The 26,019-nt window shown below is 52.5% G+C and carries 27 protein-coding genes; 11 read left to right on the top strand and 16 right to left on the bottom strand.

The features are described 5' to 3' along the window. The first annotated feature begins 19 nt into the window (after nucleotides 1–19). Genes HVZ37_RS00335 through HVZ37_RS00325 form a run of 3 tightly spaced genes read left to right on the top strand, consistent with a single transcriptional unit; the run spans nucleotide 20 to nucleotide 2,064 of the window. Nucleotides 20–1,018, top strand: coding sequence for a fimbrial protein (locus HVZ37_RS00335; RefSeq protein WP_042998680.1), 999 nt, complete (start codon nucleotides 20–22; stop codon nucleotides 1,016–1,018). A gap of 13 nt (nucleotides 1,019–1,031) precedes the next feature. Continuing rightward, nucleotides 1,032–1,553 carry a fimbrial protein gene (locus HVZ37_RS00330; protein WP_042998681.1) on the top strand — a complete coding sequence of 174 codons (522 nt, stop codon included), beginning with the start codon at nucleotides 1,032–1,034 and terminating at the stop codon, nucleotides 1,551–1,553. Next, nucleotides 1,546–2,064 carry a fimbrial protein gene (locus tag HVZ37_RS00325; protein ID WP_042998682.1) on the top strand — a complete coding sequence of 173 codons (519 nt, stop codon included), beginning with the start codon at nucleotides 1,546–1,548 and terminating at the stop codon, nucleotides 2,062–2,064. Before HVZ37_RS00330 ends, HVZ37_RS00325 begins: the two co-directional genes overlap by 8 nt. Nucleotides 2,065–2,112: 48 nt before the next feature. Here the strand turns inward: HVZ37_RS00325 and HVZ37_RS00320 are convergent, their stop codons facing one another. Further along, nucleotides 2,113–2,628: an anti-virulence regulator CigR family protein gene (locus tag HVZ37_RS00320; RefSeq protein WP_042998683.1), complete on the bottom strand. Its 516-nt coding sequence runs from the start codon at nucleotides 2,626–2,628 to the stop codon at nucleotides 2,113–2,115. Nucleotides 2,629–2,820: 192 nt separating this feature from the next. On the opposite strand from HVZ37_RS00320, the gene HVZ37_RS00315 reads away from it, so the two are divergent. Then, nucleotides 2,821–3,723, top strand: coding sequence for a carboxylate/amino acid/amine transporter (locus HVZ37_RS00315; protein WP_042323407.1), 903 nt, complete (start codon nucleotides 2,821–2,823; stop codon nucleotides 3,721–3,723). A gap of 27 nt (nucleotides 3,724–3,750) precedes the next feature. Here the strand turns inward: HVZ37_RS00315 and nlpA are convergent, their stop codons facing one another. The 9 genes from nlpA to HVZ37_RS00270 all read right to left on the bottom strand — a co-directional run bounded on the left by nlpA (nucleotide 3,751) and on the right by HVZ37_RS00270 (nucleotide 12,572). Continuing rightward, entirely contained in the window at nucleotides 3,751–4,569 is an 819-nt protein-coding gene (nlpA, locus tag HVZ37_RS00310; protein WP_090050150.1) for a lipoprotein NlpA, read from the bottom strand. Nucleotides 4,570–4,737: 168 nt separating this feature from the next. Then, nucleotides 4,738–5,481 carry a 2-dehydro-3-deoxy-phosphogluconate aldolase gene (locus HVZ37_RS00305; protein ID WP_181628002.1) on the bottom strand — a complete coding sequence of 248 codons (744 nt, stop codon included), beginning with the start codon at nucleotides 5,479–5,481 and terminating at the stop codon, nucleotides 4,738–4,740. Next, the gene (dgaE, locus tag HVZ37_RS00300; RefSeq protein WP_042998685.1) at nucleotides 5,468–6,577 is read right to left on the bottom strand and encodes a D-glucosaminate-6-phosphate ammonia lyase; all 1,110 of its coding nucleotides are present in this window, start codon (nucleotides 6,575–6,577) and stop codon (nucleotides 5,468–5,470) included. Before dgaE ends, HVZ37_RS00305 begins: the two co-directional genes overlap by 14 nt. Before the next feature lie 3 nt (nucleotides 6,578–6,580). Next, nucleotides 6,581–7,441 (bottom strand): PTS system mannose/fructose/sorbose family transporter subunit IID, encoded by an 861-nt coding sequence (locus HVZ37_RS00295; RefSeq protein WP_161215577.1) that lies wholly within the window; start codon nucleotides 7,439–7,441, stop codon nucleotides 6,581–6,583. Further along, nucleotides 7,438–8,187 (bottom strand): PTS sugar transporter subunit IIC, encoded by a 750-nt coding sequence (locus HVZ37_RS00290; protein ID WP_042323417.1) that lies wholly within the window; start codon nucleotides 8,185–8,187, stop codon nucleotides 7,438–7,440. Before HVZ37_RS00290 ends, HVZ37_RS00295 begins: the two co-directional genes overlap by 4 nt. A gap of 23 nt (nucleotides 8,188–8,210) precedes the next feature. Further along, complete coding sequence (locus HVZ37_RS00285) at nucleotides 8,211–8,696, bottom strand: PTS system mannose/fructose/N-acetylgalactosamine-transporter subunit IIB (protein ID WP_042998686.1); 486 nt, start codon at nucleotides 8,694–8,696, stop codon at nucleotides 8,211–8,213. An 11-nt stretch (nucleotides 8,697–8,707) separates the two neighbouring features. Next, a complete protein-coding gene (locus HVZ37_RS00280) occupies nucleotides 8,708–9,133 on the bottom strand; it encodes a PTS sugar transporter subunit IIA (protein WP_042998687.1) in 426 nt (141 codons plus the stop codon). Nucleotides 9,134–9,253: 120 nt separating this feature from the next. Next, entirely contained in the window at nucleotides 9,254–12,052 is a 2,799-nt protein-coding gene (dagR, locus tag HVZ37_RS00275) for a transcriptional regulator DagR (RefSeq protein ID WP_042998688.1), read from the bottom strand. A 103-nt stretch (nucleotides 12,053–12,155) separates the two neighbouring features. Beyond that, on the bottom strand, nucleotides 12,156–12,572 hold the full coding sequence (locus HVZ37_RS00270) for a GNAT family N-acetyltransferase (RefSeq protein WP_042998689.1): 417 nt from the start codon (nucleotides 12,570–12,572) through the stop codon (nucleotides 12,156–12,158). 129 nt (nucleotides 12,573–12,701) lie between these two features. Between HVZ37_RS00270 and HVZ37_RS00265 the strand changes: the two genes are divergently transcribed. Next, the gene (locus tag HVZ37_RS00265; RefSeq protein ID WP_042998690.1) at nucleotides 12,702–12,995 is read left to right on the top strand and encodes a YicS family protein; all 294 of its coding nucleotides are present in this window, start codon (nucleotides 12,702–12,704) and stop codon (nucleotides 12,993–12,995) included. A 33-nt stretch (nucleotides 12,996–13,028) separates the two neighbouring features. Here the strand turns inward: HVZ37_RS00265 and HVZ37_RS00260 are convergent, their stop codons facing one another. Further along, nucleotides 13,029–13,985: a LacI family DNA-binding transcriptional regulator gene (locus HVZ37_RS00260; protein ID WP_042998691.1), complete on the bottom strand. Its 957-nt coding sequence runs from the start codon at nucleotides 13,983–13,985 to the stop codon at nucleotides 13,029–13,031. Between the two features lie 292 nt (nucleotides 13,986–14,277). Here HVZ37_RS00260 and HVZ37_RS00255 point away from each other — a divergent pair, with 292 nt between their 5' ends. The 5 genes from HVZ37_RS00255 (at nucleotide 14,278) to HVZ37_RS00235 (ending at nucleotide 19,360) form a co-directional block, all read left to right on the top strand. Beyond that, nucleotides 14,278–14,592 (top strand): PTS sugar transporter subunit IIB, encoded by a 315-nt coding sequence (locus HVZ37_RS00255; protein WP_042323435.1) that lies wholly within the window; start codon nucleotides 14,278–14,280, stop codon nucleotides 14,590–14,592. A gap of 12 nt (nucleotides 14,593–14,604) precedes the next feature. Further along, the gene (locus HVZ37_RS00250) at nucleotides 14,605–15,936 is read left to right on the top strand and encodes a PTS sugar transporter subunit IIC (RefSeq protein ID WP_042998692.1); all 1,332 of its coding nucleotides are present in this window, start codon (nucleotides 14,605–14,607) and stop codon (nucleotides 15,934–15,936) included. 20 nt (nucleotides 15,937–15,956) lie between these two features. Next, nucleotides 15,957–17,339, top strand: a complete 1,383-nt coding sequence (locus HVZ37_RS00245; RefSeq protein ID WP_042998693.1) for a glycoside hydrolase family 1 protein — start codon at nucleotides 15,957–15,959, stop codon at nucleotides 17,337–17,339. Between the two features lie 12 nt (nucleotides 17,340–17,351). Beyond that, the gene (locus HVZ37_RS00240; protein ID WP_008786514.1) at nucleotides 17,352–17,654 is read left to right on the top strand and encodes a PTS lactose/cellobiose transporter subunit IIA; all 303 of its coding nucleotides are present in this window, start codon (nucleotides 17,352–17,354) and stop codon (nucleotides 17,652–17,654) included. Nucleotides 17,655–17,980: 326 nt separating this feature from the next. Beyond that, nucleotides 17,981–19,360: a carbohydrate porin gene (locus HVZ37_RS00235; RefSeq protein ID WP_042998694.1), complete on the top strand. Its 1,380-nt coding sequence runs from the start codon at nucleotides 17,981–17,983 to the stop codon at nucleotides 19,358–19,360. A gap of 111 nt (nucleotides 19,361–19,471) precedes the next feature. On the opposite strand, the gene nepI is transcribed toward HVZ37_RS00235, so the two are convergent. From nepI to HVZ37_RS00220, 3 genes are all read right to left on the bottom strand, one after another. After that, complete coding sequence (nepI, locus tag HVZ37_RS00230) at nucleotides 19,472–20,665, bottom strand: purine ribonucleoside efflux pump NepI (protein ID WP_042998695.1); 1,194 nt, start codon at nucleotides 20,663–20,665, stop codon at nucleotides 19,472–19,474. Nucleotides 20,666–20,813: 148 nt separating this feature from the next. Beyond that, the gene (locus HVZ37_RS00225) at nucleotides 20,814–21,266 is read right to left on the bottom strand and encodes a DUF1198 domain-containing protein (RefSeq protein WP_042998696.1); all 453 of its coding nucleotides are present in this window, start codon (nucleotides 21,264–21,266) and stop codon (nucleotides 20,814–20,816) included. Nucleotides 21,267–21,318: 52 nt separating this feature from the next. Then, nucleotides 21,319–22,653 carry an NCS2 family permease gene (locus tag HVZ37_RS00220; RefSeq protein WP_042998697.1) on the bottom strand — a complete coding sequence of 445 codons (1,335 nt, stop codon included), beginning with the start codon at nucleotides 22,651–22,653 and terminating at the stop codon, nucleotides 21,319–21,321. 175 nt (nucleotides 22,654–22,828) lie between these two features. On the opposite strand from HVZ37_RS00220, the gene adeD reads away from it, so the two are divergent. Next, nucleotides 22,829–24,595: an adenine deaminase gene (gene adeD / locus HVZ37_RS00215; RefSeq protein WP_042998698.1), complete on the top strand. Its 1,767-nt coding sequence runs from the start codon at nucleotides 22,829–22,831 to the stop codon at nucleotides 24,593–24,595. A gap of 116 nt (nucleotides 24,596–24,711) precedes the next feature. Here adeD and HVZ37_RS00210 read toward each other — a convergent pair whose 3' ends face one another. Next, nucleotides 24,712–24,933 (bottom strand): hypothetical protein, encoded by a 222-nt coding sequence (locus HVZ37_RS00210; protein ID WP_099433951.1) that lies wholly within the window; start codon nucleotides 24,931–24,933, stop codon nucleotides 24,712–24,714. A gap of 188 nt (nucleotides 24,934–25,121) precedes the next feature. Next, entirely contained in the window at nucleotides 25,122–25,532 is a 411-nt protein-coding gene (locus HVZ37_RS00205; protein WP_155985519.1) for a hypothetical protein, read from the bottom strand. Nucleotides 25,533–26,019 lie beyond the last annotated feature (487 nt).

Raw genomic sequence — 26,019 nt, 5'->3', positions numbered from 1 at the left:
AGCACATAAGGTCATTGCTATGTACAAATTCATGCTTGCTCTTTTCTTTGCTTTTTTCTCACTCAGTTCTTTGCCCGCCAAAGCGGCAAACTGTAGTGGAGGAACAATACTTTTTGATACCGATCCCGGCAGCGATCATGGTTATTGGATGAATGGTTATACATCAGCAGATAATGAATCACTGTTAATCATGAAAGTCACCGTACAAGATGGCATGAGTTGCGATCCGGATTATGTCGAGAATGCAGTGCAGATGGGCAAGATGGAGATGAGAATGACCGGTGGCGGGTCTTGTAAAAACGGCAACACTATAACGACCCCTTATCCAGGCATTGAATGGCAACTGGAGGGTATGCATTGTGACACCAGTAGCATTATCTCCGATAACGTTAAATCTGCACCATGGAATGGGAGAATTGACTGGCCTGCAGGCACTGTGCTGGGTAAAGCCAAGCTTGTGGTAGAAGATCAATACTGGATCCAAAGTACCCAATCCGGTCGATATACTGTGAGTATCCAGATGCCGTCTGTAGGAAATACGCTTTCAAACAGCCCAGCGGTAAATGTCAGGTCTGGTTTGGGAGCAACCATTCCCTTTATTTTTAATGATAATGCCACCTGTGGAATGTCTCTTTCACCAGAAAATATCGATTTTGGTAAATTGACCCCAAGCGACCTCACCAGACGGCTGTATAAAGAAATTTTAGTCTCTTATTCTTGCAGAAACGGAGCATTAATTAATGGCCTGTATGTTCGTTTTGACCCCGAGAATGTGGTTGATGCAGCAAATGGGTTGTTTAGCGCCAGTGATGCTAATGGTCGGAAGCTAAACTTTCAGATCACCAGATTGTACGGTTCAGAACAAAATATACCTCTCAATACTAATTATCGGGTTTATCAGCCAACAAGGGACGATCTTGATGCTTCAGCGCGCTTCAGAATCTATGTCAAACCTTCAACCCCGTTTCCTGCCGGGAAGGTTTCAACGTACCTGAATATTTCACTGATATATCGATAGGCTGGGTGAAGTTATGCATCGAGGGTTACTATTTTTTTTGATACTTTTTTCATTTCACAACGCATCTGCGTCGAAATCAGTGCAGAAGAGAGCGACTGTAAATGCCGAGTTAACTTTAAATACTTGCGCATTGTCACTCTCTCCGGCAAACCTTAACTTTCAACAAATCGGCTTTAGTCAGTTTGAAAATAGCGCAACAACGGCTCAGACCGTCGATTTGAATATTTCCTGCAGTTGGCCTGCAACGGGGATCTCTCTAAAATTTTCGCCCGCCGCAGGCGTTGCGGCAAGCAGCACCAGTCTGATGAAAACGGGTTTATCCGGCGTAGGGCTTGAAATGTCATGGAAAAATGCAGCCAGTACAGATTTTGCGCCGCTTGAATTGAATAAGTCTTTTGCACCTGCATCAACGGCATTAAGTAACAATAGTGAAACTCTAGGCCAGTTTAAGCTTTTACCCAAACAAATTCCCGGTGAAACACTCCAGGCAGGGAATGTTAATACCAGTTTGACGGTCGAGGTGACCTATGATTGACAGGCGTTGTCTCTTTTTCCCCTTGCTTATAGGACTATTAAGCACATCCACGCCATTGGCGGGCTTTGCTGCGCAAAAAGCAAGCGTGAATTTGCCCATTACCATGACCGTGACCAATCCACAATGTCAGATCAATAATGGTACAGGTCTGCCTGAAAATGTTCAGCTTCCCCTGATAACCACCTCAGGCGCTTTATTAGGCGACAATAATGTTGAAATCCCTATCGTAATTGATTGCCTTAACGACATAACCAAATTTGAAGTGACGTTTACCGGGGGCAATGATTCTAAAATCACGACCTCCAATACTATGGTCGACCTTACGCTGTCATGGAAAAAAGGAGGAGGAGCCGTGACATTTGGCTCACCGGTTGAGTTGAGTAAAGCACCTTTTCTTGTAAGCCCAAAACAGTTTGACGGAAGCTTACTGGTCAGAGTTTCACCGCATACCGGGACGATTCCTGCCGGGAGTTACACCGCCACTTTGCCGGTTACGTTTACCTATTATTGAGATGGCGAAATGTAAAAGCCGGGGAACGCTCCCCGGCCTTTAAATAGGTTAATCAAAGACCCCATTAATAATTGCGGTGACCACTGCGGTACTCAGCGCAATCAGGACCAGATTATCCCCAACGATTTTCCACTCATAGCCGGGATAGTAAGGGAGTTCTCCCAGCATCGATGCCGGAACCGCCTTTTTCGCGATCCCCGGAGGAAGCGGTTTTCCTCGTGCCAGGTTTTTCGCTATTCCCGGAGGCAGAGAATCATATCCCGTCAGGCCGTAGTTCACCGCCAGATGACGCGCTGTCGCGAAACTGATGTCAGACTCGACGTGATCGGGTTTGCCGTAATTTTTACGATGATCGGAAGAACCGTTGTTTTTCTGGGCCGGATTTCCTTTTTGCCCATGATTCCCCTGGTTACCTTTATTCCCCTGGTTGCCACTGCTGTTGCCCTGACCGCCGCCATGACCATTTCCGTTGCCATTTCCCGGATTTGCCATAACCGGCGCGGCAAACAGAGAGAGAGAAACCAGAGTGGCCAGCACAGCCGTTAAACCACGACGCTTACCCATGATGTGTTCCTTCCTGCTGAAGTTTCATTTTGACAATAGAACGCCGCCATCCCCCGCGCAATGTCAAAAACTCCTGGATTCGAATTTGCATGCAGACCGTGAATAAACAACCTGTTATGGCGAGGGAAACGCTTCTGTCTTATCTGTTATCATGCCTGCAAATAACGTCCAAAAAACAAAGCCGAGGAAAACATGGGGTCCACCAGAAGAGGGATGCTGAATGTCCTGATTGCCGCCGTTTTATGGGGAAGTTCAGGGGTCTGCGCGCAGTACATCATGGAGCAAAGCCAGATGTCGTCGCAATTTCTGACCATGACGCGTCTGATATTTGCTGGCTTAATTCTGCTGATGCTCTCCGTGGTTCACGGCGACAAAATCTTTTCCCTTTTCAAAAACCGCAAAGACGCCCTGAGCCTGCTGATTTTTTCTGTCGTCGGCGCGCTGACGGTACAACTCACCTTCCTGCTGACCATCGAAAAATCTAACGCCGCGACTGCCACGGTGCTGCAATTTCTGTCGCCAACGATCATCGTGGCGTGGTTCGCGCTGGTGCGTAAGGCCCGTCCCGGCGTGCTGGTGCTGACCGCAATCCTCACCTCGCTCATCGGCACCTTTTTGCTGGTCACGCACGGCAACCCGACCTCACTGTCTATTTCACCCGCCGCGCTGTTCTGGGGGATTGCCTCAGCGTTTGCCGCCGCGTTTTACACCACCTACCCGTCAACGCTGATTGCGCGCTACGGCACCTTGCCGATTGTCGGCTGGAGTATGTTAATCGGTGGGATGATTCTGCTGCCGTTTTACGCCGGAGAGGGCACAGATTTTGTGGTCAATGGCAGCCTGATTCTGGCGTTTTTTTATCTGGTGGTGATCGGCACGTCGTTGACGTTCAGCCTGTATCTGAAAGGGGCGCAGATGATTGGTGGGCCGAAAGCGAGCATTTTAAGCTGCGCCGAACCGCTGAGCAGCGCGTTGCTGTCGTTGCTCTTGTTGGGGATTACCTTCACCCTGCCGGACTGGCTGGGCACGCTGCTGATTCTGTCTTCCGTGGTGTTGATCTCAATGGATTCCCGCCGCCGCGCCAGAGCTGCCTGACAGACTCCGGTGCGGCAACGGTCACTCTTACCAACCCGGCACCGCACCGCCGTTAAAGATCGTTTCTGCCGCTTTTGCGACTTCAGGTGACTGATAAGAAGCCAGAAATTCCTTCACATTTTCCGCATCTTTATTGTCTTCCCGCGCCACGAGGATGTTCACATACGGCGAATTTTTATCTTCGATAAACACGCTGTCGTGAACCGGAGAAAGCCCGGTTTGCTGAATGTAGGTGGTGCTGATAATCGCCACGTCAACTTTCGGGTCGTCCAGTACGCGTGGCAGTTGTGCACCTTCCAGCTCCATAATCTGTAAATGACGCGGGTTAGCGGTAATATCCAGCGCCGTCGGCAGCAAACCTTTTCCGTCTTTCAGGGTAATCAACTGCTCTTTTTGCAACAGCAACAGCGCACGCCCGAGGTTGGTAGGATCGTTCGGGATCGCCACCGTCGCGCCGTCTTTCAGTTGATCCACCGTTTTGATTTTTTTCGAATAGCCGGCCATCGGGAAGACAAAGGTATTCCCCACTGCGACCAGCTTATAGTTGTGTGCCTGATTATCCTGCTCAAGGAACGGACGATGCTGGAAAACGTTGGCATCCAGTTCACCGTGATTGGTGGCATCGTTCGGCAACAGCGAGCCGCTGAAACCGACCAGTTCAACATCAAGCCCATACTTCTCTTTCGCCACTTTTTTGGCGACTTCCGCCACATCCTGCTCGGCGCCGTTAATCACGCCGACTTTAATGTGCTTTGCATCGCTGCTCTGCTGGTCGCAACCGGCCAACAACAATCCCGCCAACAGTACCGCCGCCCCTGTCCGTAAATGAGGTATCGTCAATTTCACGTTTTTATCCTTTTGAAATAACCGCCTGATGAGTAATGAAATGACTATAGCGGGAAGGGCGCTGCGGTTTAAAAAACGAAAAGGTATCAATAAGAAGAAAAAAGCATAAAGCGGGAATATTAAAAAATGCCGATGGCGCTGCGCTAACCCTGCGCAGCGCCATTCGGTTCAGACCAATGCTTTCACGATCTCCATTAATCGGACGATATCCTCAGGTCGGGTATTGCCGGTTTGTGGGTCGATAATTGAGGTGTATAAATGCGGCATTACACGTGGTACGCCTGCCTCCAGGCAGGTTTGCAGTATGACGCCAAAGTTTTCCACATCAATGCCCCCCGTTGGTTCGATCAGCGTCATGCCGTTACGAGCTGCGGTAGTTGCCAGCACGTACAGCTCAGAAAGCGACTTTTCACCGCCCATTGGGAAGAACTTCGCCGCGTGCGCCCCCATATCCTGCATCATCCGCACGGCGGCATCACAGGAGACGCGCGCTGGCGTACCCTGGCTGCTGCTGACCCCGGTAGAGATAAGCACCTCGCCCGGCGTACCCGTCGGGCTAACCAGCGCATTGATGTGGGTCTGTTCACCTCCCGTCGCCGCCAGCGCGCCGGCGGCAAAACCACTCCCGGTAAAGGTCTGGTTGACGTGCGCCGGATGGACCTGTGATGCAATCATTGCCGCCTTGTAATACTGCGCCGGATCGCCCGCCCCCAGGCCCACGGAAATCGAGGGAACGTCCGCCATCCAGCGTTTTACCTCCTGAACGCCTTCGTCGATCGACGAAATCTGCGCGGACAGGATGCCAATCACCGCATGTCCCTCAGCGGCGTCATAGATTTCCCTGGCGTTAGCGATATCTTTCGCCAGCACGTTAATCGCCACACGTTGACGATAAAAATTAATCTGCTGCATGTTCTGCTATCTCCTTGAGTCGCGCCACAATCAACGCCATTTCCCCCTCAGCGACCGTGCGTGGATCGAGGCTAAAAACGCCCTGATGGAGGTTATAGCGCCGTGCGTAAATGGCGATATCGCCACCCCGCAGTTGGGCTTCGACTTCACGCGCGTCCAGACCGAGCGTCTGCGCATCAACCCGAACGCGAATGCGCCAGATGGCGCGCCCGGCTTCGTCCTGCTCAATATCGGCGGTCAGCCCGCGGATGGCCGAAATTGCCTCCGCCGTCGGTTGTAACTGTTCGGCGGTCACCACGGTCTGCCCCTGGTGATAATTTTCCAGCGCATATACCAGCCCGACCATGTTCTCTTTGCCTATCTTCATCGCTCTGGCGATACCGTGATGCTGCGCTTTACAGGCGGCAATCCACGGTTTCTTGCCGGTGATAAACCCCGAGGTTGGCGCATTGAAGGCTTTCGCTCCGCTGTAGACAACCATATCCGCCCCGCTCGCCACCCAGGCGTGTAAATCCTCCTCGGCAGCGGCATCGACAATCAACGGCAGATTGTGGATCTGCGCAACCTGCACAAAGTCGTCAATGCTGAGCATCCCTTTCTGCACGCAGTGGTGCGATTTCACATACAACAGCGCGGCGGTCTCGTCCGTAATTGCGCTTTCCAGTTGCCAACGCGCCGCGAGATTGCTCGCCCCGACCTCCACGACGCGCCCGCCGCCCAGACGAATAGCGCTGGTGATGGGGGCGCCATAGTCCACGTTATGACCGCGCAGCATCACCACCTCGTTAGCCATTCCGCTGCTATCCGGCATGAGCGCTACTCTGAGCGGGTCGCCACGAGTAATGGCGGCGGCAACGGCAATGGCAATCCCTGCCGAGGCGCAGGAGGTCACGTAGCTGTCCTGCGCGCCGGTAAAGCGGGAAACCAGTTCACCGGTTCGGTCCACCAGCTTGTCGATCTCAACAAAGGCCGAGGCCGCGCGCGCCGTGGCCTGCATCACCTCCGGCGCGACGCTGGAGACGCCAAGAATCGTCATCTTGCCGCAGGCGTTAATCACCTGTTTTAGCCCCAGCTGTTGATAAATATTCTCTGTCATGGCTTACAACACTCCCAGCAGCGAACACACCACGCTCAGCGCCACAATCGACAGCAGAATGGTGGTGTAACGCGGACCCTTTTTCACCAGGAAGATATAGATGGCAAACACCGCCGCCAGCGGCAGCAGGCCTGGCGCGATAGAGTCAAGGATCTGCTGCACGACCACTTCAGAACCCTTCAGGGCGCTGATTTTCAACGGTGTGGTGATCTTGACGTAGCTTGCCGACAGCGCGCCCATCATGATCAACCCCAGCACGTTCGCGCCGTAGATCAGTTCTTTGATTCGCCCCCCCTGCAATAACCCGACGATAGAATCACGTCCCAGGGTGTAGCCTTTGTGGATCAGACCGTAGCTGATCGCCAGGGTAATCGCCGGATAGAGGATCAGCGGTGCAATACCGCCAAACGCGCTGCCATTAGCGGCGAAAGGGATGAAAATCGCAATCAGCAGCGGCATGACGGCGGCCCAGACAATGGAGTCGCCCATCCCGGCCAGCGGCCCCATCAGACCGGTTTTAATCCCGGTAATTGAGGCATCGCTGATCGGCTCGCCGCGCGTTTTTTGCTCTTCCATGGCGATGGAAATCCCCTGGATCACCGCGCCAAATGTTTGCTCAGAGTTGAAGAAGTTCAGGTGCCGTTTCAGCGCCTCCACCTGTTCCTCTTTTTGCGGGTAGAGCTTTTTGATGATCGGTGTCATCGAGGCGCAGAAAATCAGGCTCTGCAGACGTTCATAAGAGTTGGAGACTTCAGCGCCCAGCCAGTAGATAAACCATGCTTTAGTGATATCCGCTTTGGTTAACGCCCCGGTCGTCCGTGCGCGCTCAACCAGTTCATGCTGCATTACGTCGCTGCTCATCATGCTGCTCCTTCATTTTTCGCCAGGCCTTTAATCAGGAAGGCCACACAGGTACCGAAGATCGCCATCGCCATGATGTCCACCTTGAGGTACAGCACCGCGAAGAATCCGCCGATAAACCACGGCAGCAGGCTCTTTTTACCGATCACCATAATGGTGATTGCGAAGCCCAGCGCCGGCAGGATCCCGCCCATGATTTCAAAGGAGTGGGTCAGCCAGTGCGGCATCAGTTTGAGGAAACTTTCCACCACGTCCTGACCGAAGTAGTTCGCGGCAAACACCACCGGGAAACGCAGCGCCAGTCCAAGCAGTGCCGGGTAGAGGAACGCACAGCGCATAATGCCCGACATGTTCGCTGTTTCCGCGTGCTTATCAGCCATATGCACCCAGGCGGCGTTCAGGGTACGACGCAACTGGTCAAGGAAGACGCCGATCACGCCGAAGGGGATCGCCAGCGCAATGGCCAGGTTCGGATCCATCCCAGCTTTCACCGCGATGGGAATCGAGATACAGGCCGCCAGCGCCGGATCTGACGGCACGTTACCGCCAGGCGTGGAGGTCACGCCGAGATAAACGAGCTGCATCCCGGCACCGATAATCATCGCGGTCTGCATGTTGCCCAGCAGCAGCCCGACGAAAACAGCCACCACCACCGGCTGAAGCAGCATGGCAGAGAAGGTGTAGCCAAGGCGTAAGCGGGCAAACCAGTAATACAACCCCATGAGGCTTGCAAAAACTAAGGTATCCATAGTGTTATCCCATTATCAGAGAATTAGAATTTTTTCAGGATATCGTCCAGCGACTGCGGTTTATCTTCCGGGATAGTCTGGAAGAACACCTGAATCCCACGACTTTTCAGGTCGTTCAGAATGCCGACGTCTTTTTCATCGAGCGTAATGTTCTGGAATACCGCTTTGCGGTTCGGTCCACCGCCCAGCCCCCCCACCTGAATCGTGGAGACATCAAACCCCTGTTGTACGGCCTGCTGAATCGCCGCCAGAGAAGGGAACAGCACCAGCACATTGCCGTCGCCCAGTTGGTTCTCTTGCCATGAGGCGGCAAAGCTCTGGTTGCTGTAGCAATCCACTTTGATGTTCGGCGGCGCAGCCATCAGGTAGATGTTTTTCATAAACGGATCGGCGTCCAGTTCGTCGCTGACCACCGCGATGCGGTTAGCTTGAGATTGCCCGACCCACTTCGTCACCACCTGTCCATGAATCAGTCGGCTATCGATACGACATAACACGATGTTTGCCATGATGATTTTCCTTATTGTGATTGTTGTAATTGACGGACGTGAGCAACAACGTCCAGGCAACTGCTGCGTCCGGCGTCCACCAGTTCGCTGACGCAGGTAGTCAGTGAACCGTGTTCACGTCTGTCCAGCGCTTCCAGCAGCAGTGATGCGTTGAGTCCGGAAACGACCGCCACCGGATAATCCGCACTCAGCCGCGCCGCCACGTTGGATGTCGTGCCGCCCACAAAATCGGTCAGAATCAGTGAGCCTTCCGGCATGGTTTTCACCACGTCTTCAACACGCTGATAAAACTCGCCCAACGTATCGACGGGCATCAGCGCAATTTCTGTCACGCCTTTAATTTCGCCCATCACCATGCGCAGGCTGTTACAAAGCTGTTGTCCCCAGCCGCCATGGGTCAGCAGCAGAATGTCGGGCAACGGTTGAGTGGTAGTCAAAATGGCCTCCTGGCGCGATTACATTTACACGCAAGGAAAGAGCAAAGGCTGTGCCAGTATTTGTGTCACACGAGGGGGAAAGGAGAGCGGGCAAGGCGCAACACCTCGCCCGTTAAGGGATCAGCTATAAAGCAGTTCGTAGATATAAAAATATTCCGCATCCGATAACCGGATGGCATAGGCCTCTTCGATCGGCAGAAACGCAGATTTAATGACACTAAACGCGCGGGGATCCAGATTCGGTTTGTTTTCCAGCGCCATCTGTAACGGTTTACGGTTGATCACGATACGCTCAACCATGCAACAGCAGTGGATCAGGAAGCGTAGTGTCACCTGGCGACTCGGTTTCAGAGAAAGCGTGGTCGTCAGATGGTTAAGTACACCCTCCATCTCCTTCAGAATGCGCTGCGGATTGAGCACCGAAATATGGTTAATGATGCTCTCCATGGTCAGCGCGCTGATAAAGCGCATGGCGCTGCGCTCCATCTCCAGACGACGTTCGGCGCTGGAGAGATCCGGCGTCAGCAGGCTTAACACCAGTTCTGGCCCCTGCTCAGAGAACAGTTCTTCCAGCGAGATAAACGGAATATCCGGCAGCCCTGGCTGGAAAGTCCCGACAATCCCCGCCAGTCGCTCATTGGCATTCAACGCCTGCTGGACACGTTCGAGGCTGCGCACGTCGTTGTAATCGAGGATCACCATTCGCGTGTCCTGCGACATCAGTTCGCCAAAGCTCTCCTCAAGCACTTTTTTAATCTTTTCCGCCGTCCCCATGCCGGTAATACAGGAGACGACCAGCACTTTGCCGCCGTTTTCCTGCTGCGGGGTACACAGCTGACAGGGGATGTTTTTGCTCTGCATGAGCGCCGCAAGCTGGGGTAAATCGCTGGTTTCGTAGCTTAAATCCAGACCGACCTCCAGCAGACTGGTCAGCGTAATGTTGGGCATTAACAGCACGTCTATCTGAAATAACTTGCTGATCGTACTGCCGAAATGCACCAGAGAACCAATGTCGACCATCAGGATCAGCCGCTGATAGCGTTGGGTCTGAATAATCTGGGTCAGCGTCTCCAGCGTGTCATGCACCGACTGCTCAAACGGCATGTCGACCGCGCTGAACAGATCGCGTTCCAATACACGGTTAACGTACTGCGCCATACTGGTCGCGGTGGTTGCGCCGTGCGCGACGAGGATCACCCCGCAGTCCGGGCTGGCATCAATGCGCTGGCGGTAGTGACGACACTCTTTCAGGAACAGACACAGCCAGACCACTTCCGTCGCCGGGCACTGAATATGCAGCAGCTCATTGATTTTCCGACACAGCAGCGTGGCATTATCGTATTCGTCTTTACAGCGGTCGAGGATCAGGCTGGAAGAGTAGAGCTGCGGAATCAGCCCGCGCTGGACATAGCCAATCAGCGCCAGGAAATGTTTGCGCAGCGGATTCACCAGATTTTCCGGCAGCGTAAACGTAAGCACCTGTTCCACGCAGCCGATCAACAGCGTCACGCGTTCTTCGATTTGATCGCCATAACGCGGTGGATGCGCCACGCTATCGCGACTGTAGAGGCCATATTCGAAGATTGAACTGAGCTTGTTTTTCAGGATGGCCAGCGTTTCCGCCGGCGGGACATTACTGTTGCGCAGATTGACATATTCACGGGTCAGGAAGCTGTAAAACAGATCGCTCTCTTCGATTTCCGCCCCGGTCGCCAGCGACGTTTTCAGCGCCGGTAACGTGCGCGCATCAATGTTCAGCCGCTCTTTCCCTTCAAACAAGGCATCGACCAACAGGCGCTGTTCCGGCGTGGCGTGAAACGGTATCTCCGCCAGCCGTTTATCCAGTTGTAGTGTGTCATTATGTTCCGTCATTCCTGACGCCCACGCCTGGGCGCACAGGAACTGGATATCACTCTTCAACTGACCAATGTTGCCCTCCAGCGGTTTGTTCAACAGCCAGAGCAGTAGCGTTTTGTCGATGCTGACCGTGCGCTCGATTTTGCGACTTTCACGCTGCAGGAAACCAACAATCAGCTCCACTTGTTCTTCAATCGATCGCTGACGAATCCCCGGCAAATCGATGCTTACCTGAATGCGTCGCTGGAAGGTACGCAACAGCGACGAATTCGCCGGTTCCGTGGTGGCGCAAATCAGCCGTACCGAGATCGAACGCGCCTTACTGCTGTCCCCCAGCGGACGGTACTCACCCTTATCAAGAATAGAGAACAGTTTTTCCTGACCTTCGTAGGGCAGACGGTGCACTTCATCGAGCAGCAAATAGCCGCCGTCTGCCTGCTCAACCAGACCGGGTTTATTCTCGTTCGCGCCGGTAAATGCCCCCTGACGATGGCCAAACAGGTGGGAAGAGAGCAGTTCCGGGTTATGGGCGTACTCGGCGCAGTTAAAGTAGACCAGCGGCGGCGGGAAACCGGCGGACTTTTCGCAGGCGAAGCGGTGCATCAGTTCGGCAAAAAAGGTTTTCCCCACGCCGGATGGGCCGGTCAGCAGCACGTGCAAACCCTGCGGATAGAGCACGGCGGCGCGGCCTTTTTCAACCGCATCGCGCAGGCTGCGGTCATAGCCAATCAGGCCGGTGAAAGGATCGTCGTCGCCCGTATTTTCCGTTTGCGGAAGCAGGTCAGCCACCGAGCGCACCTCGCGCTCGCTACTCTCCAGTTTGCGCCCCAGCAATGTCTCCAGCGTCTGGCGGTGCAGGAAGAACACCGGACGCCCCCGGCTTTTAATCGCCAGACCGTCATTCCACAGTTGGTTGAGATCTTTACTGACCGAGTTGCGCGCCAGCCCCAGGTTGAAGCCAATCGCCTCCGCGGTGAATGCCGTCTCCTGCGCCAAATCGGCACGATCCAGCCCACGCGTCAGCCTTTCAAGCTCTCCCAGTACGATCTCGATCCGTCTCATCTTTTTACCGCTTAAGAATTAAATGATTGTTCAGAACATACACTATTCTGCTATGCAAGAAAGTGAATCGGCGTCCAGACGTCACGGTGAATGCCTCCGGTCATCAAAATGTTTTCGATAAATAATGCCGGGCAGCCCCTTTTTCCGGGAAGTCTTCAAGGGTCAGTTGCAGTTGATAACCGTTCTTCTGGTAGAACGGCAGCGCCTGAAAACTCAGGGTATCGACCAGCGCATGGAGACAACCTCTTTCGCGAGCGGCGTGCTCTGCGGCCTGGATTAGCTGGCTACCGTAACCGCCTTTACGCAGGGATTCATGCATCCATAAAAACTCAATGCTCAACCATTCCCCTTTGATTTTGCCAATCAATCCCCCCCGAATTTTCTGCTGCTCGTCACGCCAGTAAACCGCCAGATCGCCAAAATTTCTCGTTTGCAGAAACTGAAAATTGTAAGCGCGCAATCCGGTGAGCAGTGCATTTTGATCGTCTTCGGTAACGGTATCGGTAATTTGTATCTGCATTCTATCCTCCTGAAAAAATACAACTTTTGGCTGAAGCCTTTTCCGACTTTCGCACGGGCTGCTGAGAGAGTCGTACACCATCTACACTTACTCTTGAAATGATGCGCATCGACTACAAGGATTATTACCATGAAACGAGCCGTTTTACCGATCATTGCCGCCCTTTTCTTGATGCCAACGCTGGCGCAGGCCGACTCGCCTTACGGCGCACTGCAATCCGTGCACGAAAAAAATACGATACTCAACGATTTACGCAAAATGTGTACGCCGCAAGGTTCGCCTTCAGACGAGGCGTGGGAAAAAACGATCATGGCGAATGAAGGCAATCAGCAGCACATCCGCGAGGCGGCGGTGGCGATGGAAAGGAACAATCAGAGCAACTACTGGGAAGCGCTCGGTAAGGTGGAATGCCCGGATATGTAGCGTGAAGCCTATGCCTCACGCCCGTTAATTAGCTTACCGCTGGCGAACATCCGGAATGATGAGGTCGCCGCGCAGCACATACGATCCCAACATGCTCTGCGTTTTTTCATTCAGCCAGCTGACAATCCGCGCCGCCATCGCATCCATGGAGTATTCGATTGCCGGGATGGTCGGGATCCCCGGCAGATGCAGCGAACCGGCGAGGCTGAAGATCATAATATCTTCCGGAACCGACTTATTAAACGCCTGCAATTGTGGGATCACCCGCTGAGCCTGCTGCTCATCCGCCACCAGCAGGGCGTTAAAGTTGAGCGTGGAGGCGTTATTCAACAACTCCTGTAGCGCGACCGAGGAAGAGGTGGCTTCCATAAACACCAGGTTACGGTTAAAGGGCAGGAAGTTCTTCTCCAGCGCGTGTTTGTAGCCGAGCAGCACCTGTTCGGAGAATCCCATCCCTTCAGGATGAATGAGGGCAATCTGCCGTCGATTCTGGCTAATCAGATAGTTACAGGCCGTTTCGGTGGCAAAGCTGTGGTCAAACTGAATACTGGTCACATCGTCGCCCGCTTCCAGGCAATCCACCAGAATGACGTTTTCCTGGCTGATATTCAGCGGGAAACGCGCCCCAATAATCAGCACATCGTCACACAGGCCACAACTTAATTCATCAAGGGCGCTCATTACTTCTGCTTTGGTGTTGGCAAAGCGGAGCAACAGATGCTTTTGGTGCTGGCTCAGATGTTTTTCCAGTGCGTAAAGGTAGCCCGTCGTCTGGTTAATGTTGTCCTGCGCGCAAATCACGCCAATGCAACCGGTGCTCTGGCTGAGTAATGACTGGGCAATCACATTCGGACGATAGTTCAGTTCATCCACCGCCTTTAACACGGCAAGACGACTGGCTTCCTTCACACCACGCGATCCGCTCAACACGCGCGACACCGTGGCTTTAGACACGCCAGCCAAACGCGATACATCGTTGATAGTAGACATCATTCTCCCCTGACAGAGCCTGCCTGGCTCCTTCAATCCTGAATTTAACATTGGCTCAAATAATCACCACACGCAGTATAGCTGTTTCCGTTTTTCATGGAAACCGATTTTCCGTTTCCACTCAAAAAGTATGAAATAGCACCAAAACCGTGAGCCAAATCCAAATAATTAGCCTTATAAGAATAAGATCTTGACGGTTGTCACAGTTCCGTTTGCTTCATATGGAAACCGGTTTCCGTATGATATCAAATCAGACTCGCAATAAGTTTTTACATTTTGAGGATGGTTAATAATGTTCAGGATTATGTTGTGTTGCTCTGCAGGGATGTCCACCAGTCTGCTGGTTCGTAAAATGGTCGAAGCCGCAGAAGAGCGGAAGCTGCCAGTCCAAATTGATGCATATGGCGTTTCCGAATTTGACATTCAGTTTCCAAATTACCAGGTGGTGCTGCTTGGCCCCCAGGTAAAATACATGCTTAACACGCTCTCAGAGAAGGCTGCCACCCAAAACATCCCCGTAAAAGCCATTGATATGCAGGATTACGGAATGCAACGCGGTGACAAGGTGCTGGATTTTGCTCTGTCGCTGATTGAAGCGGCACATTAGAAAGGTGTCATTATGAGTTCGTTATATCAATCAATGGTTGCTGTCATAGAACAATCCATCACCCCTCTTGCCGGTAAACTGGGCCAGCAAAAGTATGTGATTGCGATTCGTGATGGTTTTACCGCGGCGCTGCCGTTTATGATCATCGGCTCGTTCATGCTGGTGTTTATTTTTCCGCCGTTCTCTGCCGAAACCACCAACAGCTTTGCCCGTGGCTGGCTCGATTTCTCCGCCACGTATCGTGAACAGTTGATGCTGCCGTTTAACCTCAGCATGGGCGTTATGACGTTCTTCATCTCTGTGGGCATTGGCGCCAGTCTGGGCCGTCAGTTTAATCTCGATCCAATCATGTCCGGCCTGCTGGCGTTTATGGCCTTTTTACTGGTCGCCGCCCCGTATGCCGACGGGAAAATCTCCACCCAGTACCTTTCCGGTCAGGGGATCTTTACCGCGCTGATCACCGCCATCTATGCCACGCGCGTTTATGCCTGGCTGAAGCAGCACAACATCACTATCCGTCTGCCGAAAGAGGTTCCGACCGGCGTCGCCCGTTCGTTTGAGATCCTCATTCCGGTTCTGGTGGTCATTGCGACGTTACACCCGCTGAACCTGTTTATTGAAGCGCAGACCGGCATGATCATTCCGCAGGCGATCATGCACCTGCTGGCACCGTTGGTTTCCGCGTCTGACTCCCTGCCGGCGATTCTGCTTTCGGTCCTGATGTGCCAGATTTTCTGGTTTGCTGGTATTCACGGTTCGCTGATCGTCACAGGCATTATGAACCCATTCTGGATGGCCAACCTTTCCGCGAACCAGGCGGCGCTGGCAGCAGGCGCGGCATTGCCACACGTCTATTTACAAGGTTTCTGGGATCACTACCTGCTGATCGGCGGCGTGGGCTCGACTTTACCACTGGCCTTCCTGCTGCTGCGTAGTCGCGTTACCCATCTGCGGACGATCGGCAAAATGGGCATCGTCCCTAGCTTCTTCAACATTAATGAGCCTATTCTGTTCGGTGCGCCGATCATCATGAACCCGATGCTGTTTATCCCGTTCGTTTTCGTGCCCATGATCAACGCCGTACTGGCTTACACCGCAACCCGTCTGGGCTGGCTGGATCAGGTGGTGTCACTGACGCCGTGGACCACGCCCGCACCGATTGGCGCCTCCTGGGCGGCAAACTGGGCCTTTAGTCCGGTGGTGATGTGTCTGATCTGTATGGTGATGTCAGCGTTGATTTACCTCCCGTTCCTGCGCGCTTACGAACGTTCTCTGCTGAAGACAGAAGAGCAAAAAGCCCAGGATGCCGTCTCCGTGGCGAACGCTGCCCGTAGCAACTCATAATGAATCAAGGAGTCAGAACAATGAGATACCGTTTTCCTGAAAACTTCTGGTGGGGCAGTGCCTGCTCAGCGCTGCAAACCGAAGGGGATAGCCTGAACGGCGGCAAAAGCCAGACCACATGGGATGTGTGGTTCGACCGCCAGCCAGGTCGTTTCCATCAGGGGGTTGGCCCGGCGAACACCTCAACCTTTTATCAGCACTGGAAACAGGACATCGCGCTGCTGAAGCAGTTGAAACATAACAGCTTCCGCACCTCGTTAAGCTGGTCGCGCCTGATTCCAGACGGTACGGGCGAGGTGAATCCAGAAGCGGTGGCGTTCTATAACAACGTTATTGACGAACTGCTGGCGCAGGGTATCACGCCGTTTATCACGCTGTTTCACTTCGACATGCCGATGGTGATGCAGGAGAAAGGCGGCTGGGAAAACCGTGACGTCGTGGAAGCCTTTGGCCGCTACGCGCAGACGTGTTTCGAATTGTTCGGCAACCGCGTTAAGCACTGGTTCACCTTTAACGAGCCGATTGTGCCGGTAGAAGGCGGCTATCTGTATGACTTCCATTACCCCAACGTGGTGGATTTCAGACGCGCAGCCACCGTGGCGTATCACACCGTGCTGGCGCACTCGACGGCGGTTCGAGCTTATCGTGCGGGCAACAACGACGGCGAAATCGGTGTCGTGCTCAACCTGACGCCTTCTTATCCGCGCTCACAGCATCCGGCGGATGTGAAAGCCGCGCACCATGCGGATCTGCTGTTCAACTGCAGCTTCCTCGACCCGGTGCTGAAAGGGGAATATCCGGCGGATCTGGTGGCGTTACTGAAAGAGTACGATCAGCTGCCCGCCTGCCAACCAGGTGACGTACAGCTGATTGCCGATGGCAAAATCGACCTGCTGGGCATTAATTACTATCAGCCCCGCCGCGTAAAATGCCGCGATACCGCCATCAATCTGAATGCGCCATTTATGCCGGAGTGGTTGTTTGATTATTATGAAATGCCAGGCCGTAAAATGAACCCTTACCGGGGCTGGGAAATTTATGAGCCGGGTATTTACGATATTATTACCAATCTGCGTGATAATTACGGCAACCCGCGCTGCTTTATTTCTGAAAACGGAATGGGTGTAGAAAACGAACAGCGATTTATTCAGAACGGGCAAATTAATGACAGTTACCGTATTGAATTTGTCTCTGAACATCTTAAATGGCTACATAAAGGGATCAGTGAAGGCTGTCAGTGCCTTGGTTACCATATGTGGACCTTTATTGATAACTGGTCATGGCTCAACGGATATAAAAACCGCTATGGTTTTGTCCAGTTAGATTTAGACACGCAAAAACGTACGGTGAAAAAGAGCGGCGAGTGGTTCGCCAATACCGCCGAACATAACGGATTCGATTAAGAGATATTTACAATGATTGCATTAGAAGAAGCAGTAATGGAAATTATCGTCAATGCCGGACAGTCCCGCAGTCTGTGCTTCGAGGCGCTTCACGCTGCGCGTGCAGGCAACATTGACGAGGCGAAAAGCCTGCTTCGGGAGGCGGACGGTTACGCCCGTCAGGCCCACCACATGCAAACCAAATTGATCGAACAGGATGCCGGGGAAGCCCGGCAACCCATGACGTTAATTATGGTGCATGCGCAGGATCATTTAATGACATCGCTGCTAGCCCGCGAACTGTCAGAAGAAATTATTCATCTCTACCAACGTTAATTTAAATCTATACCCAATGGATTTCGAGTTGCGTCGAGGCGGCAAGAGAGAATTCCCTGGTGCTTACTCAACTAAGTGACTGGGGTGAACGAACGTAGCCAACAAAGAAACAGCTTGAAAGTCGAAGGGTAATAATAATAAACGGAGACGCTATTACGATTAAATAAACGCATTCTGTACCCGCACCTATAAATAACAGATCAACTTGTTTTGGTGATAGCGAATTACACCAAGGCGGGATGGTTATTATCTTAAAATAAATTAATGCGCACATCTCTTCAGAATGCTCAATGCAAACTGAAGGATAAAACGTAAATGAGATAACCATGAACATGATAAAAAAACTTCCATTAGCCATGGCGGTCGTGGCCGCGCTTTGCCCGATTTCTGTACTCGCACAGGAATTTACGCAGGAACAAATCGACGCCATTGTCGCCAAAGCCGTAGACAAAGCCCTTGCGGAACGTCAGGCGAAAATGGACGCTGCTGTGGCGAAAAAAACCGATGTGATTGTTGAGCCGCAAAGCGCCGCGCAGTCACCCGATATGGCCATCCCGTTCGGTGTGAAATTCAGCGGCTATGCGCGTTACGGCGCGCACTTCCAGAGCGGCGATCAGAAGTACGTCGGCGTGGACGGTTCCTATAACGGCGCGTCCGCCATTGGTCGTCTGGGTAACGAAGGCAACGGCGGCGAATTCCAGCTTTCCAAAGCATTCAAAGGCGACAACGGTGCGATCTGGGATATCAACGTGATGATCGACCACTGGGGCGACGAGGTGAACCTCAAAAAGGCCTACGCAGGGGTGACCAACGTTCTGGAATCCAACCCGAACGCCTATATCTGGGCGGGGCGCGACTTCCACCAGCGTCCGCAACAAGGGATCAACGACTACTTCTGGATGAACCACGACGGCCAGGGCGCCGGGGTGAAGAACTTCGATATTGGCGGCGTGCAGTTTGACGTGGCGACCGTGGCCGCCGTGGAATCGTGCAGCCCGGAAGTGATGGAAGATGAGGCCAACCCGTCACGCATCACCTGTACCGGCGGTTCCGGCACCGGTGACAAAGGCAACTACGCCGTGACCTCAAAAATCCACGGCATGAAACTCGGTCCGTTAGATCTGGAAATTTACGCCAACTACGGCTTTGACTCGAAAGCGGTCGATAGCGACGATCGCCTGAAGGCCTGGCAGGGCGCGTTTGTCGTCAGCCACACCAATGACAGCGGCGTCAACAAAGTGATCGCCCGTTACTCTGACAACTCCGACAACAGCGTCTACAACAAAACCGACGATCTGACGGCGATTTACGCCAGTTTCGAAGGGAGTCATAAATTCACGCAACAGGCGCAGGTTGAATACCTGTTGGCATTCCATGACTACGACAACAGCGCCGATCAGAGTGAAAATCGCAAGAACTATGGTGCTATTGTGCGTCCAATGTACTTCTGGAACGACGTGCACTCCACCTGGCTGGAAGCGGGCTATCAGCGTGTCGACTATGATAACGGCGGCGATAACAAAGGCTGGAAGCTGACGCTGTCGCAGAACATGTCGATTGCAATGGGGCCGGAGTTCCGCCCGATGCTGCGCTTCTACGTCACCGGCGGCAAAGTGGATAACGACCGCACCGCTCGCGTGAACGGCACGGATGACGAAACGCTGGACGATTTCAACGTCGGCGCGATGTGGGAAGCGTGGTTCTGATGAGCCATATCGCGTTCTGCCGGATGGTGGCATAAATGCCTTATCCGGCCTACAGGTCTCCGTACCGTAGGTCGGATAAGCGCAGCGCCATTCGACAAACAGAGTGTGAGATCATTGCATACCCTTTATGCGAACTTTCGCTGCCACCAGAAGCGCCGTCAGCAGCATCAGGCTGCCGGAGAGCATCAGGGGCGACAGCAGGCCAAGGTTATCGAGTGCATAGCCTCCCACCGCGGCCCCACAGGTATTGGCAAGCTGGATCACGGCGACCTGGACGGATCCAGCCTTTTCTGCCTGATCGGCAAGCGACCGGGTAATCCATGTCGACCACCCCACCGGCACCAGCGCAAACGCCAGTCCCCAGATAATCGCAATACCCGCCGACACAATCTTGTCGCTGCCCCACAACGTAAGCACCAACGCACTCAGCGCCAGTACCAGCGGTGCACCGGCTAATGCCAGCTTGACCGAGCGTTTAAGAATCACAGACGACAGCGAGGTGCCAACAAAACTGGCGATGCCAAAGCTCAGCAGCACCAGCGTCAGGCCATCGACATCAAAGCCCGCCAGATTCATATACACCGGGCGGATATAAGTGAAGAACGCAAACTGGCCGGCAAAGGACATAAAGATGGCGATCATCCCTGCCGCAACACCGGGACGATTCAACAAGCTGAACATGTTTTGCTTCTGATGAGAAGGCTCACCGGGCAGCGACGGCAGTGATTTCACCACCCAGACCATACACAGCAAGCCCATCACCGCTGCGGCGTTAAAGACGTGACGCCAGCCAATAATGCCGCCTAAAAAACTGCCCAACGGCGCAGCAATCACCAGCGCGATAGAAACCGCGCCGAAAATCACTGACAGCGCTTTTGGCACTGTACGCGGCGGAACCAGGCGCATGGTCAGCGACGCCGACATCGCCCAGAATCCACCCAGCGCCAGTCCCAGACAGGCTCGTCCCACCAGCAACAACGCAAAGGAGTTGGCAAAAGAGACCAGCAGGCAGGAGAGGGTCAGTAACACGGAGAACAGAATCACCACATAACGACGATCCGTTGCCTGAATGATCTGCGTGATAAACAGGCTGGCAAACATGGCGACAAACGCGGTGACAGTCACCGACTGTCCGGCAACGCCTTCAGAAATCCCCAGGTCCTGCGCCATTGGCGTCAACAGACTGACAGGTAAAAACTCGACGGTAATCAGGCAAGCGACACAGAACGCCACGGCAAATACCGCCGACCAGTTCGGACGGACGACAACGTCAGCGCGGGTTTTCTCTTCGATACATTCACTCATTTCTGCGACCTGCGTGGTGTTCTGGTGGAAAAGTCACGCAGTGTAACATTTTAATTGTGACGCATTTAACGTTTTGGCAACTATTTGTCCGATGGCTACACCTGCCTTACGCTTCACTTGCGTAACAACATTCGTATCCATATTGCTCTTAATGCAGCCAGTGCACGCCGTCTTCAGGCTGAAAAAAGGCGTTGTAGCGCATCTGGAAGGCGTTGATGTCCTGCATATCCGGATCAACCTCGCGTAAGAAACCGAGCGCCAGACGTACCTGCGCATCGGTGACTGGCGCAGCCAGCCTGGCCTTTTGCAGTAGGCGATGCCACTGCAACAGGTTCTGCTCGCTGCCGTCCACAATGACGCTCTGCCAGATCAACAAAACCTGAGCGGCATTTTGCAGATGTGACTCGTCGGGGCGATGGAGATACTGCATAAATGCCTCACCCTGCACTTTTCCCATCTGATCGATCATCGATTCTACCGCCACCACATCAATATTCAGGCGCTCGCTCAAGCGGCGAATCGCCCGCCGGGATCCGGAAGTGAGTACCCGAAACCCGATAACAAACACCACCGCCAGTGTGGCCAGCATTATCCAGATCATGCGTTCTCCTGCTTTATCAGCGCTCATGATATCTGGAAACGGCCCGTGAATACTAATCCACCAGAATGATTTTCAGCGCAAAAAGCACCGCGACCACAACGACGCACAGGTTCAGTTCCCGCCAGCGTCCGGTAAACACTTTCATGATGCAGTACGACATAAAGCCAAGCGCGATCCCCTCAGTAATGGAAAAACTAAAAGGCATCATCACCGTGGTGATAAACGCAGGAACCGATTCGGTTAAATCATCCCAGTTAACGCGGGAAAGGCTGGAGGTCATCAGCACACCGACAAAGATCAGCGCGCCTGCCGTTGCATACGCGGGAACCATACTCACCAGCGGAGAAAAGAACATCACCAGCAGGAAGAGCACACCAACCACCACCGCCGTCAGGCCGGTACGCCCGCCAACCGCCACGCCCGAGGTGCTCTCAATATAGGCTGTCACAGACGAGGTGCCGATAAACGCCCCGGCAACCGAGCTCACACTGTCGACATACAGTGCCCGCCTCATACCAGGAAACTTACCGTCGCTACCGATTAACCCGGCTTTATCCGTCACACCAATTAATGTTCCTGATGAATCAAACAAATTGATGAGCATGAAAGAAAAGATAATCCCGGCCAGATTAAGCGATAAAGAACCACTTAAATCGACCTCACCCATCACTCCGCTAATACTGGGAGGCACAGAATAAATGCCGCTAAAATGGACATCACCGAAAAATAACCCACAGCAGGAGGTGACGACAATAGAGACCAGCACCGCAGCATGAAAATGACGTGATGACAGCACGGTAATAATAAAGAAACCTAAAATCCCCAGTAATACGCTGTGGGAGCTTAAGTTACCAATGGTCACCAGGGTGTCTTTATTTGCAATAATGACGCCCGAATTTTTTAATCCCATCAATGCAATAAATAAACCAATACCACTGGTGATGCCGATACGTAAATTAATCGGGATATTGGAAATCATCCAGTAACGGATGCGAAAAAGGGTGAGTAAAAATAGTCCGACCGCCCCCCAGAAGATAGCCCCCATTCCCGTTTGCCAGCTTACCCCCATTGCTCCCACCACCACAAAGGCAAAAAACGCGTTCAATCCCATCGCCGGCGCTAATGCAACGGGAAGGTTAGCGACGAGGCCCATCGCGATGCTGCCAATACCGGCGATGAGACACGTGGTGACAAACACCACTTTGGGGTCCATCTGCGCGGCCCCAAGTATTTGCGGGTTAACAAAAACAATGTACACCATCGTTAAAAACGTCGTCATCCCGGCAATCGTTTCGGTCCGCACATCGGTGCCATGCTGGCGGAGTTTAAATAATCGCGAAAGGTGATTTGAATCATGCTGCACGTCATCACTGATATCATTATTCATTTTTCTCATCCATTTATGAAGATATAAGCAGGCCTCATTTAAAACATCTCCTGTCTTTAATTCAGTGATTGTAATCACAATGCAAATGCCCGTTAATCGATAAACTTAAAATAATTACCCGGCATTTCTTAATGATAAATAATAATCAAATTGATAAAATCAAAATGAGAAAAATATGAATAACAGCATAAGTCATAAATTTCATTATATTAGCCGCCAGGAACAGCAAGAATTGTTAGCCGTTGCACGCGGCGAAGCGGTTGCTGATTATATTATTGATAATGTCATCCTTCTCGATATTATCAATGGCGGAGAAATGACTGGCCCTATTGTGATCAAAGGGCGGCATATCGCGGGCATCGGGGCGGAGTATCGTGACGCTCCGGCATTACGGCGCATCGACGCCGACGGCGCAACGGCGGTACCCGGCTTTATCGACGCTCACCTGCACATTGAATCCAGCATGATGACGCCAGTGACCTTTGAAACCGCGACGCTGCCGCGCGGGCTCACCACCGTCGTGTGCGATCCTCATGAAATCGTCAATGTGATGGGCGAAAAAGGATTCTCCTGGTTTATCCGCTGCGCCGAACAGGCGAAGCAGAATCAGTATCTGCAGGTGAGTTCCTGCGTTCCCGCTCTGGAGGGATGTGATGTGAATGGCGCACATTTCTCCCTCGACCAGATGCTGGCCTGGCGCGATCACCCGCTGGTCGCCGGACTGGCCGAAGTGATGGATTACCCAGGCGTCATTGCCGGACAGGATGCGCTGCTCGATAAAATGGACGCCTTTCGCCATCTGACGCTGGACGGCCACTGCCCAGGAATGAGCGGTAAGGCGCTCAACGCCTACATCGCCGCCGGGATCGAGAATTGTCACGAGAGCTACACACTGGAGGAGGGGCGTCGCAAGTTGCAACGCGGAATGGCGCTGATGATCCGCGAAGGTTCCGCCGCCCGCAACCTCGACGCGCTGGCACCGCTGATCAACGCTTTTAACAGCCCACAGTGCCTGCTCTGTACCGACGATCGCAATCCCTGGGAAATTGCGCATGAAGGGCATATCGACGCCCTGATTCGCCGACTGATTTTACAGCATAACGTCCCGCTACACGTCGCTTATCGCGTCGCCAGTTGGTCTGCCGCTCATCATTTTGGCCTGCGCCATCTTGGCTTGCTGGCCCCCGGAAAACAGGCGGATATTGTCCTGCTCAGCGATGCCCGCAACGTGACGGTACAGCAGGTGTTTGTCAAAGGAGAACCCGTTGACACTGAACGTCTGAAAGCCGATGAACCGGCAAGGCTGGCGCAAACCGTTCCGCCGTATGGCAATACCATTGCGCGCCACCCCGTTTGCGCCAATGACTTCCCGCTGCATTTCACCCCCGGCAAACGCTATCGGGTGATCGATGTTATCCCTAACGAACTGGTGACAGGCGCCAGTGACTGCGAGTGCACCGCGGAGGGCTTCGATCGTCATGATATTTGCTATATCGCCGTGCTTGAACGCTACGGTCGCCAGTCGCCCCCGGCCTGTAGCTTATTAGGTGGATTCGGACTGCGTGAAGGCGCGCTGGCGGCCACGGTCAGCCATGACAGTCATAATATTGTGGTGATCGGTCGCAGCGCGGAAGAGATGGCTCTGGCGGTTAATCAGGTGATTGACGATGGCGGCGGGCTTTGCGTCGTTCGTAACGGCCAGGTGCAATGCCACTTGCCGCTGCCGATTGCCGGGTTAATGAGCACCGACACCGCCGATTCGCTGGCGGAGCAGATCGATGCGCTAAAAGCAGCAGGGCGCGAATGTGGCTCTCTGCCCGACGAGCCGTTTATCCAGATGGCGTTTCTCTCCCTGCCGGTGATCCCCGCGCTAAAACTCACCAGCCAGGGGCTGTTTGACGGTGACACGTTTACCTTCACTTCCCAGGAGATCGCTGACTGATTAAGGGTCGCCTAACCAGAGAATATAAAAGGGGAACTAAATACTGAATCTCAAGTGCTTATACGTGCCTGCTGTGGTTCATGATACTCGTGTCGGGTGTCGTACATCCTGTCTCGTTACCCCACTGCTGCCCCGGTAGACGGATAAGCTGTTCCTGTTTTGCGGGTTATTCTCCCGCAGTCAGATTCTACGCACCACGCAACCAGGCCGTTAACGTCAATCAGTGCCAGCGGCAGGCCGCACTGTGCCAGCCACGCCAAATTGGCTTCGCTGAGTTCCCCGCATTGTAGCTCTGCTTCCAGTTTATCCACTAGCGCCACAAGTTTCGGCGAATACACTCCTCTCTGCTATGGTTTCTTCGCTCACGGTAGTTTATTCACAAAAGATATACAGCGTCACGAAAAGACCGAAGGAGGTACTCTATAATGACTATCTGTAAACTATACCGCTACAGAGGAAAAAATCAGTCAAAATAACTTATTCAAACATAGTGGCATTACTGATGATTTAACAAAAATTCAGACTATCAGTCTTTGAGATTTATTGCATGAATGTCATCGTATACTATTTGAGAGATTTTATTTTTGCCGCTCTCCTTTATTATTATAAATAATTCATTTAATTCATAATTAGTATATGTAGAGTGATAAGATATGTTTATTTTATCTTCTCCAATTAACACCTTAACTTGATTGCTTTTCAATAAACGGCCAAAGCGATACTTACCAAGCATTGAGAAATTTTTATCCATAAGAGCAAAATAATCTGCTTTGGTCATTGAGTTTTTAAATTCTTTAGAAACCACATCGGCATAAATTCCATTAAAATCCTTTGAATTAAATTGCTCATGAAATGCCTCAACCACAAGGATTGCATCATGAGTGTTGTCATCACCACATCCTACCAGTGTAACAATGCTACATACTAATAACATCATAAAATAAACATAATATCTCATATCAATTCACTATGCATTTTGTATATTGCTGGCAAGTAATTATGCCACTAAACCCAGCACCACCAACGCCACCACTGAGTGTTGTAGATATATGTACAGGATCTTCCTTTTTATTTAACTCAGACAAAATTGTTACCACACCATTGGCAACCAGCCCTACATCAGTGGTTCCCCCAATATAATTGGATGAACCAGATGATGACGGAGCATTAGTAGCAGTACCATAAAGTGACGCACCTCCAGCCGCTCCTATACCGAGCCCCTCGCAAGACATCATATATACGCAGAGATCTAAGCCTTTATCACCATTTCCGGTAAGCACTCCAGCGGAAACACTACCCCCTGTAATGCCATAAGCTGAAAGACCGCCATCTAAAGATATAGAAAATAGAGAGGGCGAATAATGTGGGCCGCTTAAATCCTTTAATGTCTGAATTCCTTCATCATATGAAATACGTCCTTCGGA

Origin of the sequence: Citrobacter sp. RHB35-C17, assembly GCF_013816795.1 — a bacterium.
In the GTDB taxonomy this organism is placed as follows: domain Bacteria; phylum Pseudomonadota; class Gammaproteobacteria; order Enterobacterales; family Enterobacteriaceae; genus Citrobacter_A; species Citrobacter_A amalonaticus.
The sequence above is the reverse complement of the archived record's forward strand: the minus strand, read 5'-3'. Positions and strand labels throughout refer to the sequence as shown.